At 35.5% G+C, this 15,146-nt stretch carries 18 protein-coding genes and 2 pseudogenes; 11 read left to right on the top strand and 9 right to left on the bottom strand.

The window, feature by feature from the left end:
• Window positions 1–120: 120 nt before the first annotated feature.
• Window positions 121–1,647 carry a KAP family P-loop NTPase fold protein gene (locus tag ACO1D1_RS03800; protein WP_423335009.1) on the bottom strand — a complete coding sequence of 509 codons (1,527 nt, stop codon included), beginning with the start codon at window positions 1,645–1,647 and terminating at the stop codon, window positions 121–123.
• 241 nt (window positions 1,648–1,888) lie between these two features.
• On the opposite strand from ACO1D1_RS03800, the pseudogene ACO1D1_RS03795 reads away from it, so the two are divergent.
• A pseudogene (locus ACO1D1_RS03795) lies at window positions 1,889–2,452 on the top strand (recombinase family protein).
• Between the two features lie 44 nt (window positions 2,453–2,496).
• Here ACO1D1_RS03795 and ACO1D1_RS03790 read toward each other — a convergent pair.
• On the bottom strand, window positions 2,497–2,736 hold the full coding sequence (locus ACO1D1_RS03790; RefSeq protein ID WP_423335008.1) for a hypothetical protein: 240 nt from the start codon (window positions 2,734–2,736) through the stop codon (window positions 2,497–2,499).
• Window positions 2,737–2,867: 131 nt separating this feature from the next.
• On the opposite strand from ACO1D1_RS03790, the pseudogene ACO1D1_RS03785 reads away from it, so the two are divergent.
• Window positions 2,868–3,145: pseudogene (locus ACO1D1_RS03785) on the top strand (recombinase family protein); the annotation flags it as partial.
• Window positions 3,146–3,219: 74 nt separating this feature from the next.
• Here the strand turns inward: ACO1D1_RS03785 and ACO1D1_RS03780 are convergent.
• The 6 genes from ACO1D1_RS03780 to ACO1D1_RS03755 all read right to left on the bottom strand — a co-directional run bounded on the left by ACO1D1_RS03780 (window position 3,220) and on the right by ACO1D1_RS03755 (window position 5,993).
• Window positions 3,220–3,417 carry a hypothetical protein gene (locus ACO1D1_RS03780; protein WP_423335007.1) on the bottom strand — a complete coding sequence of 66 codons (198 nt, stop codon included), beginning with the start codon at window positions 3,415–3,417 and terminating at the stop codon, window positions 3,220–3,222.
• Window positions 3,418–3,476: 59 nt separating this feature from the next.
• Window positions 3,477–3,641 carry a hypothetical protein gene (locus ACO1D1_RS03775; protein WP_423335006.1) on the bottom strand — a complete coding sequence of 55 codons (165 nt, stop codon included), beginning with the start codon at window positions 3,639–3,641 and terminating at the stop codon, window positions 3,477–3,479.
• A gap of 65 nt (window positions 3,642–3,706) precedes the next feature.
• Window positions 3,707–4,348, bottom strand: coding sequence for a uracil-DNA glycosylase (locus tag ACO1D1_RS03770; protein ID WP_423335005.1), 642 nt, complete (start codon window positions 4,346–4,348; stop codon window positions 3,707–3,709).
• Between the two features lie 199 nt (window positions 4,349–4,547).
• Window positions 4,548–5,222 (bottom strand): nuclease-related domain-containing protein, encoded by a 675-nt coding sequence (locus ACO1D1_RS03765; protein WP_423335004.1) that lies wholly within the window; start codon window positions 5,220–5,222, stop codon window positions 4,548–4,550.
• Window positions 5,223–5,667: 445 nt separating this feature from the next.
• Window positions 5,668–5,868 (bottom strand): hypothetical protein, encoded by a 201-nt coding sequence (locus tag ACO1D1_RS03760; RefSeq protein WP_423335003.1) that lies wholly within the window; start codon window positions 5,866–5,868, stop codon window positions 5,668–5,670.
• Window positions 5,835–5,993: a hypothetical protein gene (locus ACO1D1_RS03755; RefSeq protein WP_423335018.1), complete on the bottom strand. Its 159-nt coding sequence runs from the start codon at window positions 5,991–5,993 to the stop codon at window positions 5,835–5,837. The genes ACO1D1_RS03760 and ACO1D1_RS03755 overlap by 34 nt, the downstream gene beginning before the upstream one ends.
• A 276-nt stretch (window positions 5,994–6,269) precedes the next feature.
• Between ACO1D1_RS03755 and ACO1D1_RS03750 the strand changes: the two genes are divergently transcribed.
• Genes ACO1D1_RS03750 through ACO1D1_RS03740 form a run of 3 tightly spaced genes read left to right on the top strand, consistent with a single transcriptional unit; the run spans window position 6,270 to window position 9,898 of the window.
• Window positions 6,270–7,397: a tyrosine-type recombinase/integrase gene (locus tag ACO1D1_RS03750; protein WP_144463744.1), complete on the top strand. Its 1,128-nt coding sequence runs from the start codon at window positions 6,270–6,272 to the stop codon at window positions 7,395–7,397.
• 10 nt (window positions 7,398–7,407) lie between these two features.
• Window positions 7,408–9,516: a tyrosine-type recombinase/integrase gene (locus tag ACO1D1_RS03745; RefSeq protein ID WP_423335002.1), complete on the top strand. Its 2,109-nt coding sequence runs from the start codon at window positions 7,408–7,410 to the stop codon at window positions 9,514–9,516.
• A 1-nt stretch (window position 9,517) separates the two neighbouring features.
• Entirely contained in the window at window positions 9,518–9,898 is a 381-nt protein-coding gene (locus ACO1D1_RS03740; RefSeq protein WP_144462697.1) for a DUF6262 family protein, read from the top strand.
• Window positions 9,899–9,942: 44 nt separating this feature from the next.
• Here ACO1D1_RS03740 and ACO1D1_RS03735 read toward each other — a convergent pair whose 3' ends face one another.
• Window positions 9,943–10,803, bottom strand: coding sequence for an RNA ligase family protein (locus ACO1D1_RS03735; RefSeq protein WP_144462695.1), 861 nt, complete (start codon window positions 10,801–10,803; stop codon window positions 9,943–9,945).
• 239 nt (window positions 10,804–11,042) lie between these two features.
• Between ACO1D1_RS03735 and ACO1D1_RS03730 the strand changes: the two genes are divergently transcribed.
• From ACO1D1_RS03730 to merA, 6 genes are all read left to right on the top strand, one after another.
• Window positions 11,043–11,771 (top strand): alkylmercury lyase family protein, encoded by a 729-nt coding sequence (locus ACO1D1_RS03730; protein ID WP_144462693.1) that lies wholly within the window; start codon window positions 11,043–11,045, stop codon window positions 11,769–11,771.
• A 78-nt stretch (window positions 11,772–11,849) separates the two neighbouring features.
• Window positions 11,850–12,248: a mercury resistance transcriptional regulator MerR1 gene (gene merR1, locus ACO1D1_RS03725; protein ID WP_144462691.1), complete on the top strand. Its 399-nt coding sequence runs from the start codon at window positions 11,850–11,852 to the stop codon at window positions 12,246–12,248.
• A gap of 14 nt (window positions 12,249–12,262) precedes the next feature.
• On the top strand, window positions 12,263–12,532 hold the full coding sequence (locus ACO1D1_RS03720; RefSeq protein ID WP_144462689.1) for a hypothetical protein: 270 nt from the start codon (window positions 12,263–12,265) through the stop codon (window positions 12,530–12,532).
• Window positions 12,529–12,819 carry a mercuric transport protein MerT gene (merT, locus tag ACO1D1_RS03715; RefSeq protein ID WP_423335001.1) on the top strand — a complete coding sequence of 97 codons (291 nt, stop codon included), beginning with the start codon at window positions 12,529–12,531 and terminating at the stop codon, window positions 12,817–12,819. Before ACO1D1_RS03720 ends, merT begins: the two co-directional genes overlap by 4 nt.
• A gap of 15 nt (window positions 12,820–12,834) precedes the next feature.
• Complete coding sequence (gene merP / locus ACO1D1_RS03710; protein ID WP_144462685.1) at window positions 12,835–13,182, top strand: mercury resistance system substrate-binding protein MerP; 348 nt, start codon at window positions 12,835–12,837, stop codon at window positions 13,180–13,182.
• A 14-nt stretch (window positions 13,183–13,196) separates the two neighbouring features.
• On the top strand, window positions 13,197–15,095 hold the full coding sequence (gene merA / locus ACO1D1_RS03705) for a mercury(II) reductase (protein WP_423335000.1): 1,899 nt from the start codon (window positions 13,197–13,199) through the stop codon (window positions 15,093–15,095).
• The last annotated feature ends 51 nt before the right edge of the window (window positions 15,096–15,146 follow it).

The following is a 15,146-nucleotide window of genomic DNA, read 5'->3' as shown; positions in this document are numbered from 1 at the left end:
TAGTAATTTTTCCTCATACTTAATATAACTTATACATGCCCTTAATGTCTCAGAAAATGTAAAAAGCACCCTGTAAACGAGTGCCTGTCACGAATCATTTAAACTGAGCAAAATAATAAACTAAAAATATAGATTTGCCATCTTAAGACCTTGGAAAAGCTTAAACTCACATCCTTCAAAGAAGTCCGGACATTTAAAATATTTTTCCAAAATAAAATCCAAAAACAAATAGATGATTTTGTTTTCAGTTACTCTATACTGATTGATATATATGGTTAAATTCTCCTCCAAGTCGTCTGCATTCTGGGAACTTAATAAAGGCAAATTGACTTCGTTAATATCAGTTGGGATCATCCAAAACAAAAAGTTCATTAAATCATTTTCCCTTTCCATAGGTAATAATTTATGAAAAAGACTTCCGTCAATTGTTAAGTAAGGTATCTTCCTAACCTCCCTACTTAAAAATAACCCAATTGGTTCGGAATGATTTGATTTCTTGTGGATAATTTGTTCAGAATTTTTGAAATGAACCTTGGCCAATTTTGCAAACTTTGATTCGTAGTCATAAATTTCGTTAAAGATTTCTTTATAAAACTCATAAATTATTGTAATAAATAAAGTAAATGTCATTTGTACAGAGGTATGCTTTAATAAATCCAAAGGTAATAATGAAAATGCATTTCCCGGTGATGTACTTGCCATATTACATAAGAATATGTATCTATTAAATACCTTCTTTATCTTCCTTGGGTTCGTAAAGTTAATACGCTCTAAAAATTCACAAAGACCATCTGGTGATAACGTTGGAGTAGATCCGTAAACGGTTATTTTTGAGTAAAAATCATTAACTAAATTGTCTAGAGATTTGGTCCCCGGCATGTTAAAAGTAATATCAAATATCTTTTCTAAGTATTCTTCCGATTTTATTTTATTTTGATACTTAATATTTATTGCATTATTAACCGCAACTTTATCTACTCCACAAAAATAAACAATATTTTCTGATTCTATAAAAAAATGTTTTATTGATGAAAGTAGGTCAAGAATATGATTTGGTTCACACCGGTCTAGATCATCAATAAAAACTAGAAGTTTCTTGTTTGTTTTTTCATAATACTTATCTAGAACTTTTTTGTATAATTCATTAAACTCTTTAACCTCAGTGTAATACGAGTGTTTTTTTATTTCATCTTCCATCTCTTTAATTGTATCTTTTCCGGCTTGACCTAAACCCCAATTAATACCTAAGAATGATACTCTAGTATTTAACAGAAGGTTTTTACTAAATGACAAAAGTGTTTTACCCACTAATTTGACATCTTCAATTAGCTGATCAAGTGGACCGTACTTTCTTTCAATTTCATCAATTATAGCTTCAAATAAAGACAATGCTAGATTTGTGTCTTTTTCATACTTCCAAGCCTCAAAAAAAACCACATTATAGTTTTTGACTGATGACATAATATATTTCATTACCGAAGTTTTACCGCTACCCCAGTCACCATATAAGGCTATCATATTGTTTTCTTTAAAGAAGTCCATGTTATCTTCTAACATATTTTTTATCGTCTCTGCCTTTTCTGCAGTTCCGAATAAATCAAGATTATCTAACAACTCATACGGCTTATTATTATAAATCCTTTGCATAATTCTTCCCCAATCAAATTAAATTCAAGTTCCCTATTGATATATTACCATATTTATACATATCTTTAAGTAATAACAAAAAAATTTTTATTTTAGGTTTATCCAAAAGTTATAAGTTTTGGACAAGCAAAAAAACAAACAATGTTGTTGCTGTTTTTGCTCTTTCTATTGTCTAGAAGTTAGTCTAAAATTAAAAGTACAAAATATATTAGACTTTTAGACACGAACGAGGGAAAACAACATGGCAATCATTGGATATGCATGAGTATCGACGAAAGACCAAGACTTGGAACTGCAAATTGACAAATTAACTGAATACGGCTGCGAGAGAATTTTTATGGAAAAGCAAAGTGGAGCGAAAAGTGACCGTGAGGAACTTGCGAAGGCATTGGACTATTTAAGAGAAGGTGACAAGTTGGTCGTTTATAAGCTCAATCGGCTGACAAGGAGCACCTTTGATTTACATAAAATCGCAAAAGAATTGCAGAACCGGGAAATATACCTTGTTTTCATCAAGGAACAAATTGATTTTTCAACCCCAGCCGGAAAGCTTATGTTCACTATGTTGGGTGCTATCGCTGAATTTGAACGTGATCTAATCGCAGATAGAACGGCAGAAGGACGTGAAAGAGCGAAGGCCCAGGGGAAACACATAGGACGTATCGGGAAGGCTGAGAAAGATGTTAAGAAGGCTCTGAAGTTGTATGTTGAAAGAGAAGCTAATGGTTTGAGTGTTAATGATATTGTCAAAATGACAGGCGTTCCTAGGTCTACAATTTATGCAAAAGCCAAGGAGCTAGGTTAAAAATAATAAAGCGAATCCTAAGCAAAAGGGTTCGCTTTTTTAATTTATTTTTTACACCACTCCCAATCCAATGCTTGTAAACTGCTTACATTTGCCACAACCCAACCTTCACCAATAAACATTAGCATTATCCTGACCATATCCCTATAATCGAGAGTTTGGAAGTTCTTTGATTTAGGAATAATAACATATTTAAATAACGTTTCAGCTTTAACACAACCGTCTTCCTCTAGCCTTTTCTGAACTGCTTCTCTTATCACACTAATCATGTCTAGATTATACATTTCTTTCCCCCGTTAAGTTTTCTATATTCTAAATTAACAAAGTTAGTTTAACATAATTATCCATTATTGATAAACAAAAATGTTCTATCTAATTTTAGGCTGCAATAGTACTATTATAAAACTTTTGAGTTTCCTCCCTTGTTGGGAAGCTCATGTTTACGATGCTTGGCACAATCGCCGAATTTGAACGTGACCTAATAGCTGATAAAACGGCAGAAGGGCGTGAGAAAGCGAAAGCCCATGGGAAAGGAAACATATGGGGCGTATTGGGAAGGCTGAGAAGGACGTTAAAAAGGCTTTGAAGCTTTATGCCGAACGGGAATCAAACGGATTGAGCGTAAACGATATTGTTAAAATGACAGGCGTTCCTCGGTCAACTATCTATGCTAAGGCAAAGGAACAGGTTTAAAAAGATTCAAGAAATGGGGCTTGGAATTTACTCCAAGCCTTTGTAAATCAATGGGTGAATCAATTATATTCTTCCTAATCATTATATAGTTTCACTAATTTGTAACTCCGTATTACATATTCATTAGTTTCAAATTCATTTCTTTTAATATATGATTCTGCATCATCTAATGAGGTAAATTCAAATGCCAATTCTAATTCTTTTGTAATATGCTTACCGTCCTTATGTAAAAATCCATCATATAATTCAATTACAAAAAATCTTTTATCCATACTAAATTGCCACCTCCATATAAGGTAAAAACATTTATCATTTAGGGCCTTGCCATCATCTATTTCATAATTAAAGGGGCGTTAAAATCGAGTGTAATATTTAAAATACAATCCCCCAAAAAATAAGCAAAGTCTTCAGTAAAATAATATTCCTCCCTGCCATCTAAAACTTGCTGCCGGATCAAGAAAACAGAACCAAGAACCCCAAAAATCTTATCTTTCATTTAAACTTTTCCTTATAGGTTACATCTTGCCTGATAAATGTTTGTTCCTGACAAAAAACAAGTAACTAGTTTTTTGCCAATAAGGTTAATACTTCATCAAAAATTGTAATCAATTTCTCCTTTGAGATATTTTTATTTCTAATATTTCTTTGTGAAGGGTGATAACATACTTTCAATATTGGAAAGTTTACACCTAAATCATAGGAATTACCGTGAATAAATTTTATTCCAACTGTATTTGCTCCTTTTTTTCCATAAATCGCCTTTACCTTTTCAAATGCATTTTTACCTAAGGTTAGTATAACTTTTTTTTCACTCAATAGATCGAGCTCAGCTTCCAAAAAGGCCCTACAATTTGCATACTCTTCTGGCTTAGGTTTATCTTGTGGTGGAGCACATTTAACTACATTTGTTATGTACACATCACGCTTATCGGAGAACCCCTTTTCCAATAAAGAACTGAACAACAATTTTCCTGCTTCATCCCCAACAAAAGGTCTACCAGTTCGATTTGCCCCATGAGCTCCTGGAGCTAAACCAATAATGATTAATCTCGCTTTCCAATCACCAAAGCCTGGAACCGGTTTACTCCAATAATCTTGATTGTTATATTTAATATTTTGCCCCTTTCTACTAGTGCACCACTCTCTTAGCCTAGAACAGCTTTCACAACTTACTATATTTTTTTGAAGAAGTTCCCATTCCAATTCTTGTACCTCCCATGGCAAAATCTATTTTTCTGTTCAACTTTATGAGGAAAAATATTTCGACGTTGATTCTCCAAATACCTTTTTTCACAATTGAACCTGTAACAAAAAATAGACCATCATTATGACGGTCATTCAATTTAAGCTAACACCCGTTATATTAATAGATTTTTTCAACCAGTGGAGCAAGAATAAGTACTTACAATTTTCGATTAGATTGATTTCTATGTTTTTGTTTTAATTCTGGTGATGCCAATGTATATGGTTTTAACATGTCATAAAGATAATCAATTTCCTTTTTACTCAAATGCTTTGGACTATTTAATGTTTCATTCCTCATAAATATAGGCAAAACATCTCTATTAATAACAGATGTGTTTAAATTATCGTATATTACACTTTTTAGCTCACAACGTTCACTAAAAACAACGATATTAAAAACAAATTTATTTGTTAAAGCATATAACATTTCCAATACTGCCTCTAAATGTGTTTCATTTTGTTTAATTGGGTTATAAAACCTATATTTTTTACCATTCCTTAGAACTTGTGTCCAATATTGATCCTTCTCATGCCCATAAATCCAACCGCTATAATTTTTTGACTCAATTATATAAATACCTGTCTCATGAATAAATACAAGATCGATTTCGCTGATATAACCGTTTTCCCTTTCAATATAGAGATTACATAAGATTTTCGAATATCCAGGTGCATCGTGTAAATATTCATAAGTTAAATATTCGCCATATATACCATCATCAGCATTCAAATCTGTTTCTGTAAAACCTGTCTCTTTAAAATATTTACTCATTATTTCTGGCTTACCTAGACTTTTTTGTCTAAGGTATTCAAATATGTTTTGAATATCCAACCCCATACACCCTCACATCATTTCTAAATAAAGCCCCTGTTTACTTTAAGAGTAAACCTTCACAATCCCAACAACAACACTTTTTTTCCATTAATTAGTACCTTTATTCTAGCAAAAAATACACAAGGTGTCTGTCTGACATATCTTTGTTCATGATTAAAAATACTAAACTACTCCCACGATTAATTTTTTGATAATAAAAAGGACGGAACCAATGTGATTCCATCCTTGGAGGATTCTTATCATATTCATTTCCATTCCACAAATGAAGGCAATCGTAGCAACCCCGCTTTCGTTAGGTTCCTATACTTTACCCTGCATTTGATTGGTTCAATAAAAATAAACTTATCATTCTCTGAAACAACTTGTTGTCGCCGGTATAGGTGCTTCCGCTCAGCTATTGGCATAAATTCCATAATTCCGGCTGTTCTGTCGTTCTGGAAGCTTACCAGTCATCAAATTGATAATTAATCACCTTGAGCCACGCCTTGCTACGTTTCCCGACCTCATAACGTGAATCCATCCGCTTTAAAACTACGCCCTCTAATCCTTGCTGCCGGACCAAATCGAAGAATGCGGAACTACGCCCCTCGATAAATTTAACCTTAGTTACTAAACTAGTATCCTGGGAGATAATTTCATCCACAGCTGCTTTCTCTCCATTAACGGAAGCCGGGTAACTGACTTCCCTTTATATTGAATCACATCAAACACAACATAACTAAGAGTACCGCTTTCAAGTAAGTTTCGTTTCGAATGGAACCGGGACATCATTGCCTCAAAATCCAGTTTGCCGCTATCGTCGGAAACTATTATTTCTCCATCCAGCACTGTTTAACTATACTATAATAATTACAGGATGGAATGTTTAATATATAACGTTTTATCCTTTCTTTTATTCATAATATACTGGATATCTATACTAAATTAATCTAGTATATTATGTTTAATATAAATATATTTTTATTTGAGGACGTAGCCCACAGCGGGAGGCGTCGTGAGGTCCTTAGACCGAACGTTAACAAAAACAGGAGGTGAACATTCTATTTGAGGGTTCAAGAAGTTATCTTAGAAGGTTTAAGCAAGCGATACATGCTAATTGATCAACATGGATTCCCGGTACTACCTGTAATGAAGTATTTAAAGTATTTGGACATAACAGACAAAAGCAGCAATACACAAAAAACTTATTGCTATGCTTTAAAGCACTATTTTGTATTTTTAGAAGACAATAACAAAGACTACAAAACTGTTTGTTTAGATGATTTAGTAGAATTTATTGGATGGTTAAGGAATCCTTATCAAAACATTAAAGTATCACCATTACAGCCAAAAAAAATCAAAAAAACCGAGAAAACAATCAATTTAACAATCACAGTAATTTTAAACTTTTACGACTACCTATACCGTACTAACAGTATTAGCAGCAATATGATTGAACCTGCTTTTAAACAAGTTTTCTCAGGGGGGAGGAACAAATTTAAAGATTTTCTATTCCACGTCAACAAAGGAAAGCCTGTTAACCGAAACATACTTAAGTTAAAAGAACCCAAAAAAAGACTTACCGTTTTACTTAAGGACGAAGTCCAACAGCTTATTGAAACAACGAAAAATATCCGGGATAAGTTGTTAATTCAATTATTATTTGAAACAGGATTACGTATCGGAGAAGTGTTGTCTTTGTTTTTGGAAGATTTTATATTTGATCATAGTAAAGGACATAGAATTCGGTTAGTTGATCGTGGGGAATTAGAAAATGGAGCAAAATTAAAAACTGGTGAAAGAGAAATTTATGTTTCTCAAGAATTAATGGATTTGTACGATGATTATTTATACGAGGTGCTAGATGAGCTAGAATTAGATACCAATTTTGTCTTCGTCAAAATTCGCGGTGCTAATGTTGGAAAACCTATGAATTACCAAGACGTTTCCTCATTATTTAAACGATTGCGAAAAAAAACTGGTATTCTCAAAATTCACCCTCATTTACTTCGTCATACACACGCAACCATGTTTTACAAACAGACCAATGACCTTAAACAAGTCCAAGAACGTTTAGGACACGCACATATTCAGACTACAGCAAATTTATATTTGCATCCTTCAGAAGAAGAAATTCGTGAGAATTGGGAAAAGGCAAAAAGTTCATTCATTATACAACCTACGGAGGCTTAAGTAAGCATACATGACAGAGCAATACATTTTTAATTACACTACATACGATTATAATAATATTTTTCGTGAGCATATTTCTAAGGTTATTCAAGAAAACTTAGTGGATGTTTCCCCCTTCAACCACATAGATGAAATCACTAACTATTTTGCAGATATGGACATCTGGAATATAAGGACCTTTGGGACAATCTCGAACTTTATCAATGATTATCAGAAGTATAACGGATTAAAAGTAAATATAAAATTTAAAACCCAAAATGAAAATATTAAAGGAGAATTAAAATATTTTTGTGTAAAAAAATTATTTTCTACTGAATGGGCTGTTGGGACTTTTATGACCGGCCCTTCTAATTACATGACAAACTTACAAACATTTATTGATGAAGAGTTTCCTAACATTAAATCAATACTATCAGTAGAATTTCCTGTCTTAAATGATAGATGGAGATCATGGTTAGAAAAAAACAATTTCAAAACAATAAAGAATAAATTAGAAGAGATATCAGACAAGGTTTATCAAATAAAATCTCCGATTTTTATGTTTTTGGGGCGATTTTATGAGGCTATTTCAGTTGTTTTCGACGATCGAGATGAATGGGAAAAAGATATTTGGGATATTAGGATATTAATAAATAGGTATGACATAGAATATAACCCAAGTAAAAATGATTATTTAGTAAACTTTTCAACAATTGATAACCCTTATTTTAGAGAAGCCGTAAAATCCTATTTCAAACAAAGAATTTTAGCGCAAAATAATTTTTCGTGGTCTACAGCAAGAACATATGTGGGTTCGATAGGAAAATTTCTTAATTATGTATCGGACAAAGAACCTACTTGGAAAGATTTAAAAATGCTTTCACGACAACATATTGAAGGGTATATTCACTGGTTAAGTGGATATGTAAAAAGTCACCATAGAAAGGATGCAAATTCCAATCGATACAAGCGTCACTCACTTACCGCTGTAAATCAATTTGTAAGAGACTTGCACTTTTATAACAACAGTCATATGACTCCTAATTTACCAGTCGATCTTTTGTTTTTGCCCGGTGATAAACCCAGGAAAGTAAAAAAATCGCATGAAACAATCGATTACATACCCGAATTTGTATTGGAACAATTATTTAAAAATATTGAATATCTACATAAAGAAGTTCAGCCAATTGTGTGGATTGCATTTAAAACAGGTTTAAGAATATCTGATGTGTTAGGTTTAAAGCAAAACTGTTTGGTTTTACTAAATGGGAAATACAGCATAGTAACAGACATAGAGAAAACATATGTAAAAGGACACATGGTTCCAATCGATGAAGAGTTGGCAAACATAATTGCAGTTTTAATAGATAATGCGAAAAAACACAGCAAAAAAGATAATAATCCTGAAGACTTTATTTTTGTTAGATATAGGGGCAAAAGGCAAGGGAAAGCATATGAACAAGGATGGGTTTCTGACCAGTTAAATCTCTTAGCTAGAAGAAAAAATATAACCGACGAACTTGGTAACCTTTTTCATTTTAAAATGCATCAATTTCGACATACCTACGCAATAAAACTGTTAAATAACGGTACCGATATTTTCACGGTGCAAGAGTTACTCGCCCACTCGTCACCGGAGATGACAATGGTATATGCTAAACTTTTGGATGAAACTAAGCGTAAAGCATATGAAAAGGCGGTTACTGACGGAGTTTTTAGTTTCGATTTAAACGGTAATATGTATGAAGTTAATAAAGACGAAGAAATACCGGAAGAAATAAAGGAAATGCTTTGGCTAAACCACAAGTTAACTGCAATTGACAATCCTTACGGATCCTGTAGAGCGAGATTAAATGGAAATTGCCCTTATGCAGAGGAACCACCTTGTTTAACATGTAATGGTGGCAGCCCATGTAAGGACCTGGCAGTAGGACTTTCAGAAATGGATGTAGCAAAATATGAAATTCACATTCAATCCACTTCTAAGATGGTTGAAGTAGCGAAACAATATGGGCGTGAAGAGATAGCACAAAAAAACCAGAAGAATTTAGATAGACTACAAGATATTTACAATACGATTAAACAAGGAAATATAATATTTGGACGAATCGAAAGAATAAAACGTAAGCAAGGGGTATAATATGGCAGAATATGACCGTAAGAAACACTTAAAGCAAATTCACGAAAGTCGAAAAGCCATTACCGTGAGTAAAGTAGATGATGCTATTAAAAGGCTCGTTAGAGCTAATCAAGGAATTAATTTTAATAGTGTAGCCAGTGAGGCCGGAGTGGCAAAGGCTACGCTATATAATAATGTGACACTACGTGAGCGAATTGAAACACTACGTCAGCAGCAGATAAAGAGCCCTTCTGCGAAGCAAGTTAAGTATGAAATAAATGAAAATAATAAAGACGCAATTATCGAATCATTAAAGCGGAAAGTTAAGCGATTAGAGCAGGAGAAGAAGGACTTACGAGACCAATTAAAAGTAGCGTATGCAGAGGTATATAAAACAATTTAGATAACCACAATAAAAGGAAACCTCCAGATCAACCGGAGGTTTCCCTAATATAAAAACTCACAAAATGAAGGCGAGCGTAGCAAACCCTTCCGTGTGAAATTACGAAATTTCACACGACATCGTAATACCGGTTCAAGCTCAACGAACTTATCGTCCTCTTTAGTAATAAGTTGTTTAGAAATGTTATAGAAAGCCTTCCGAATTTGTGGATTTGTCCCCAGTTCTATTATACCTATCGGTATAAATTTGTCCCCTTCTTGCCTGGAACACAGCCATCCAAATTCATCCTTCCGGTATCCAGTTATATAAACGTCTTCATACATCCAGTTGATCAATTTAAGCCAATGCTTACTTCTCTTACTGACATATTTACTGTTTTTATACTTACATACCATGCCTTCCAACTTCATCTGTTCAACTGCAGCAAATAAATCAGTACCCCGATCCTCAATATAGCTAATTTTCTTGTAAAAAGCATTTTCATGCATTACTTCATTCAAAATAGCCTTACGTTCTAAAAGAGGTATGGAGCGTAAGTCTGTTCCATCATAGTGCAGAATATCAAAAACGACATACTCAACCGGCAATTGCTTTTGTAATATCTTGATTTTGTCCGACTTTTTTGCAGAAAAGCGTTCCATAATCAGTTCAAAATCAATGGTTCCAGTTTCAGGGTCCACACAAACGAGCTCTCCGTCTAGGATAACGTCAGTATCTACCGGCACATCAAGTAATTCGGGAAAGCGTTGCGTTATCTCGTTCTTATGCCGGGTCCACAAGCGGGTCTGATCACCTACTTTACTAACAAGTAAGCGAATGCCGTCCATCTTAGGCTCAAAAATATAGTTTGTATCATCAAATGGCTGTTCCGTTTTTTCTAATAACATTGGTGTAATAAATGACATGAAATCACCTAATATAATTTTAATGGGTTAATAGATAAAAAGTCTATGGGAACTGTTGGGTGTTGATTTGTGCAACTTCTTTTTCATAACTGTTTTACAGTTACCACCATGTTTATATAGAGGTAAGAGCAGAAAGTCTAAATTAAATTTCAAGAAATAATTATTGACCCTGTACCATAGTACGAGGTTTAAACTATAAAAGAAAAATAACTCAAATACTCAATAAAGGAGGTAACAACATGAGCGAAAATCATATCAATGCTTCAATAAAGGACAAGGTGTTACAATCACTCGGTTTGCCAAAAGGAGGATTTGAGGAAAAAATCAGTAACCTGTCTCCTGCCGACAACCTAATTCGTACAGATATCCTTCTTTCCATGGCAGAGGGAAAAATCGTCAATATCAATAATATAACCGCAATGGAGGGACAAACCGAAATCGATATGAAATCTACTCTTCAGCGTTTGAGGGAATTGGACTTAATTCACTGGGACCACAAATCTGGAGATGTTACAGTGGCATATCCTTTCTCTGGAGTTCCCACCCCACATCGAGTCACATTGGCTGGTATGGCACCAGCTTATTCCATGTGTGCAATTGATGCTCTAGGCATTCCATCCATGTTTACGGATGCCGTGATTGAGTCTGAATGTGCATTTTGCGGTGAAAAGATCACCATCGATGTGAAAGACAACGTTCCCGTTACCAATCTTGGCACCGTTGTTGTAGGCTTGGGAACAACGGATGCTGCCAACGCATGCTGCGATTCTTCTTGTGGACCGAGTGAGCCAATGTCCATTTCCTCCAGCTGTTGTCCAGCAATACAATTTTATTGCTCTGAGGAACATTGGCAAAAAGCGAATGCAAAAAATTCAACGATGGCAAAGGACAAGCTGACTCTTTCGGAAGCCTATGAGGTTGGGGCTGCTATATTTGGCGGCATGTTATCTGGCTGTAATGCAGAGTAGAACCTCATGCAATGAAGTACAATATATATTGACCCCGTACCTAAGTACAGGGTGTATACTCTATCTGAGGTGAAATAAATGCAATTTCGTATTGGAGAACTGGCTGACAAGTGTGGCGTTAACAAGGAGACAATTAGATACTATGAGCGTTTAGGCTTAATTCCAGAGCCTGTTCGAACTGAAAATGGCTACCGTACGTATTCTCAACAAACGGTCGATCGAGTAAATTTCATAAAAAGGATGCAGGAACTGGGCTTTACCTTAAATGAAATTGACAAATTATTAGGAGTTGTCGATCGTGATGAAGCAAAGTGCAGTGATATGTATGATTTCACTGTTCTTAAGATAGAGGACATTCAACATAAAATTGAAGACCTCAAAAGAATTGAACAAATGCTGATGGACCTCAAAGAAAGATGTCCTGAAAATAAAGATATTTTTGAATGTCCCATTATTGAAACATTGATGAAAAAATAAAGAGGTGATACAACATGAAAAACACAATTAAACGTTCAGCTTGGCTTCTTGTTGCACTAATTACATGCCCGTGTCACCTCTTTTTACTCCTTCCGTTGTTCGCAGGTACAGCTCTGGGATCATATTTTATAGAATTTAATGATGTAATTTTCATAGTGATGGGCCTATTATTTGTTTTTGCTCTGTTCAGGGTTTGGAGAAAAGCTGATCCAGAAGTAAAAAATGAATCACAGAAAGAAACAGCAATGCATGATTGTTGCAGTATGGAGAGGTTTAAATCATGAAGGAAAAAGTATCACAGTTCGCTACTGTATTTTCGGCTTTTGCTATGGCTGCATGCTGCCTGGGTCCACTTATTTTCATACCTCTAGGACTAACAGGATTTGCTGGAGCATTAGCTTTTTACTCACTAAAATATCGGTTAATGTTCAGCATTGTTACCATCATACTTCTTGCTTACTCCTTTTATATGGTTTATGGGAGAAAAGGGAAAAAGAAAGAGTTCTGTCCTGGGCTTATGGATCACGACGTTTTTCGTTTTCGGCATGTTTCTTTTTTTATTTCTAGTTGAAGGTGGAATATAAAAATGAGTTATACGAGGGTACAAATAATCAGGAGTATAATGCTATTATCCCTTCTTTTACTGGTTACTGCGTGTAGCAATGAAAAAGAAGCACAAAATACTATAGATCCTCAGAAGGAACAAAAAACTACAGTTGTAACAAATAAAACAGGGACATTCACCGTTTTGGGAATGGATTGTTGTCCACCTTCTGTTGTAAAAGATGTAATGGAACAGGTAGAGGGTGTTGGTAAATCCACCATTAAAGTCAGTGGAAGCACGGCAGAAGTGACGGTTTCCTTTGATGATAAGAAGACGGATTTACAGGCAATCAAGACAGCAGTTTCAGATTTCGGGCTTGGAATCGAGTAAAGGAGGAATTTGATATGAAAAGATATCGAGTAAACGTTCAAGGAATGACATGTACCGGTTGTGAAGAGCATGTAGCAATAGCGCTTAAGAACACCGGTGCTACAGGGGTTGAAGTCGATTTTCGTCGTGGTGAAGCTATATTTGAGCTTCCTAATGATGTGGAGGTTGAATCAGCAAAAAAGGCGATTACTGACGCAAACTATCAACCGGGACAAGCAGAAGAAGTTCAAAAACCTGAAATGACCAGTAATTTAATGAGGAAGTATCGGATGAATGTTCAAGGAATGACCTGCACTGGTTGTGAACAACATGTAGCTGTCGCTCTTGAAAATATTGGTGCAAAGGGAATTAACACCGATTTTGGCCTTGGAGAAGCTGTATTTGAATTGCCGAATGATGTAAAGCTGGAAACAGCCAAAAAAGCAATTGCTGATGCAAAATATCAACCAGGAGAAGCAGAAGAAATACAAGCACAATCGCAAGAAAAGCCAGATGTAAGTTTAGGTGATGAAGGTAATTACGACTATGACTACATCATTATTGGCTCTGGTGGGGCTTCCTTTTCTTCTGCCATTGAAGCCGTAAAATATGACGCAAAAGTGGCGATCATCGAACGTGGAACAGTAGGTGGAACTTGCGTGAACATCGGCTGTGTTCCGTCAAAAACGCTGTTAAGAGCTGGTGAAATCAATCATATAGCAAGAAACAATCCATTTGTGGGATTGCACACTTCAGCCGATAATGTGGATTTGGCACCATTGATAAAGCAGAAAAATGAGCTGGTCACGAATCTTCGAAATGCAAAGTATGTGGATTTAATTGATGACTATGGCTTTGAGTTAATCAAAGGCGATGCGAAATTCGTGGACGAAAAAACCGTTGAAGTGAACGGCATGAAGTTATCTGCCAAACGATTTTTAATCGCGACAGGTGCTTCCCCAGCTATGCCAAATATTGCTGGCCTAGATGAGGTCGATTATTTAACAAGCACCACGCTTCTTGAATTAAAGAAGGTTCCAAAGCGTCTTACCGTCATCGGCTCCGGCTATATCGGCATGGAATTAGGGCAACTATTCCACAATCTTGGCTCAGAAGTCACATTGATGCAAAGAAGCACGCGTCTGTTAAAGGAATACGATCCTGAAATCTCAGAAGCCATTACACAAGCCTTAACAGAACAAGGGGTCAATTTAGTGACAGGAGCATCCTTTGAACGAATCGAACAAGATGGGGACGTTAAAAAGGTTCATGTCGAGGTTAATGGAAAGAAGCGAATCATTGAAGCAGATCAATTGCTAGTTGCCACAGGAAGAACACCGAACACCGCAACTTTGAATTTACAGGCAGCAGGCGTAAAAGTAGGCTCTCGTGGCGAAATCGTGATTGATGAGTATTCGAAAACGACGAATGCACGCATTTATGCAGCAGGAGATGTGACGCTTGGTCCTCAATTTGTTTATGTGGCAGCTTATGAAGGTGGAATGGCTGCGAAAAATGCCATCGGAGGACTGAACAAAAAGCTAAATTTAGAGGTTGTTCCTGGGGTTACGTTCACTGCTCCAGCAATTGCAACGGTTGGTTTGACGGAGCAACAGGCAAAAGAAAAAGGATATGAAGTGAAAACATCCGTCTTGCCGTTAGATGCCGTTCCAAGAGCCTTGGTTAATCGGGAAACAACAGGTGTGTTTAAACTGGTGGCGGACGAGAAAACACTAAAAGTGTTAGGGGCTCATGTTGTGGCTGAAAACGCAGGAGACGTGATTTATGCGGCAACACTGGCTGTCAAATTCGGTTTAACTGTAGAGGATCTCCGTGAAACGATGGCTCCATATTTAACAATGGCCGAAGGATTGAAGCTGGCTGCCCTTACGTTTGATAAAGATGTATCAAAATTATCTTGTTGTGCTGGTTAAAGCTCCTTTTTAGGAGCTTTTTTAATTTTACTTATTCATTTAAGTGAGTGA

Origin of the sequence: Neobacillus sp. 19, from assembly GCF_049463095.1 — a bacterium.
Classification (GTDB): Bacteria; Bacillota; Bacilli; order Bacillales; family Cytobacillaceae; genus Neobacillus.
Note: the sequence above shows the minus strand (reverse complement) of the source record. Positions and strands in the feature narration are given on the sequence as shown.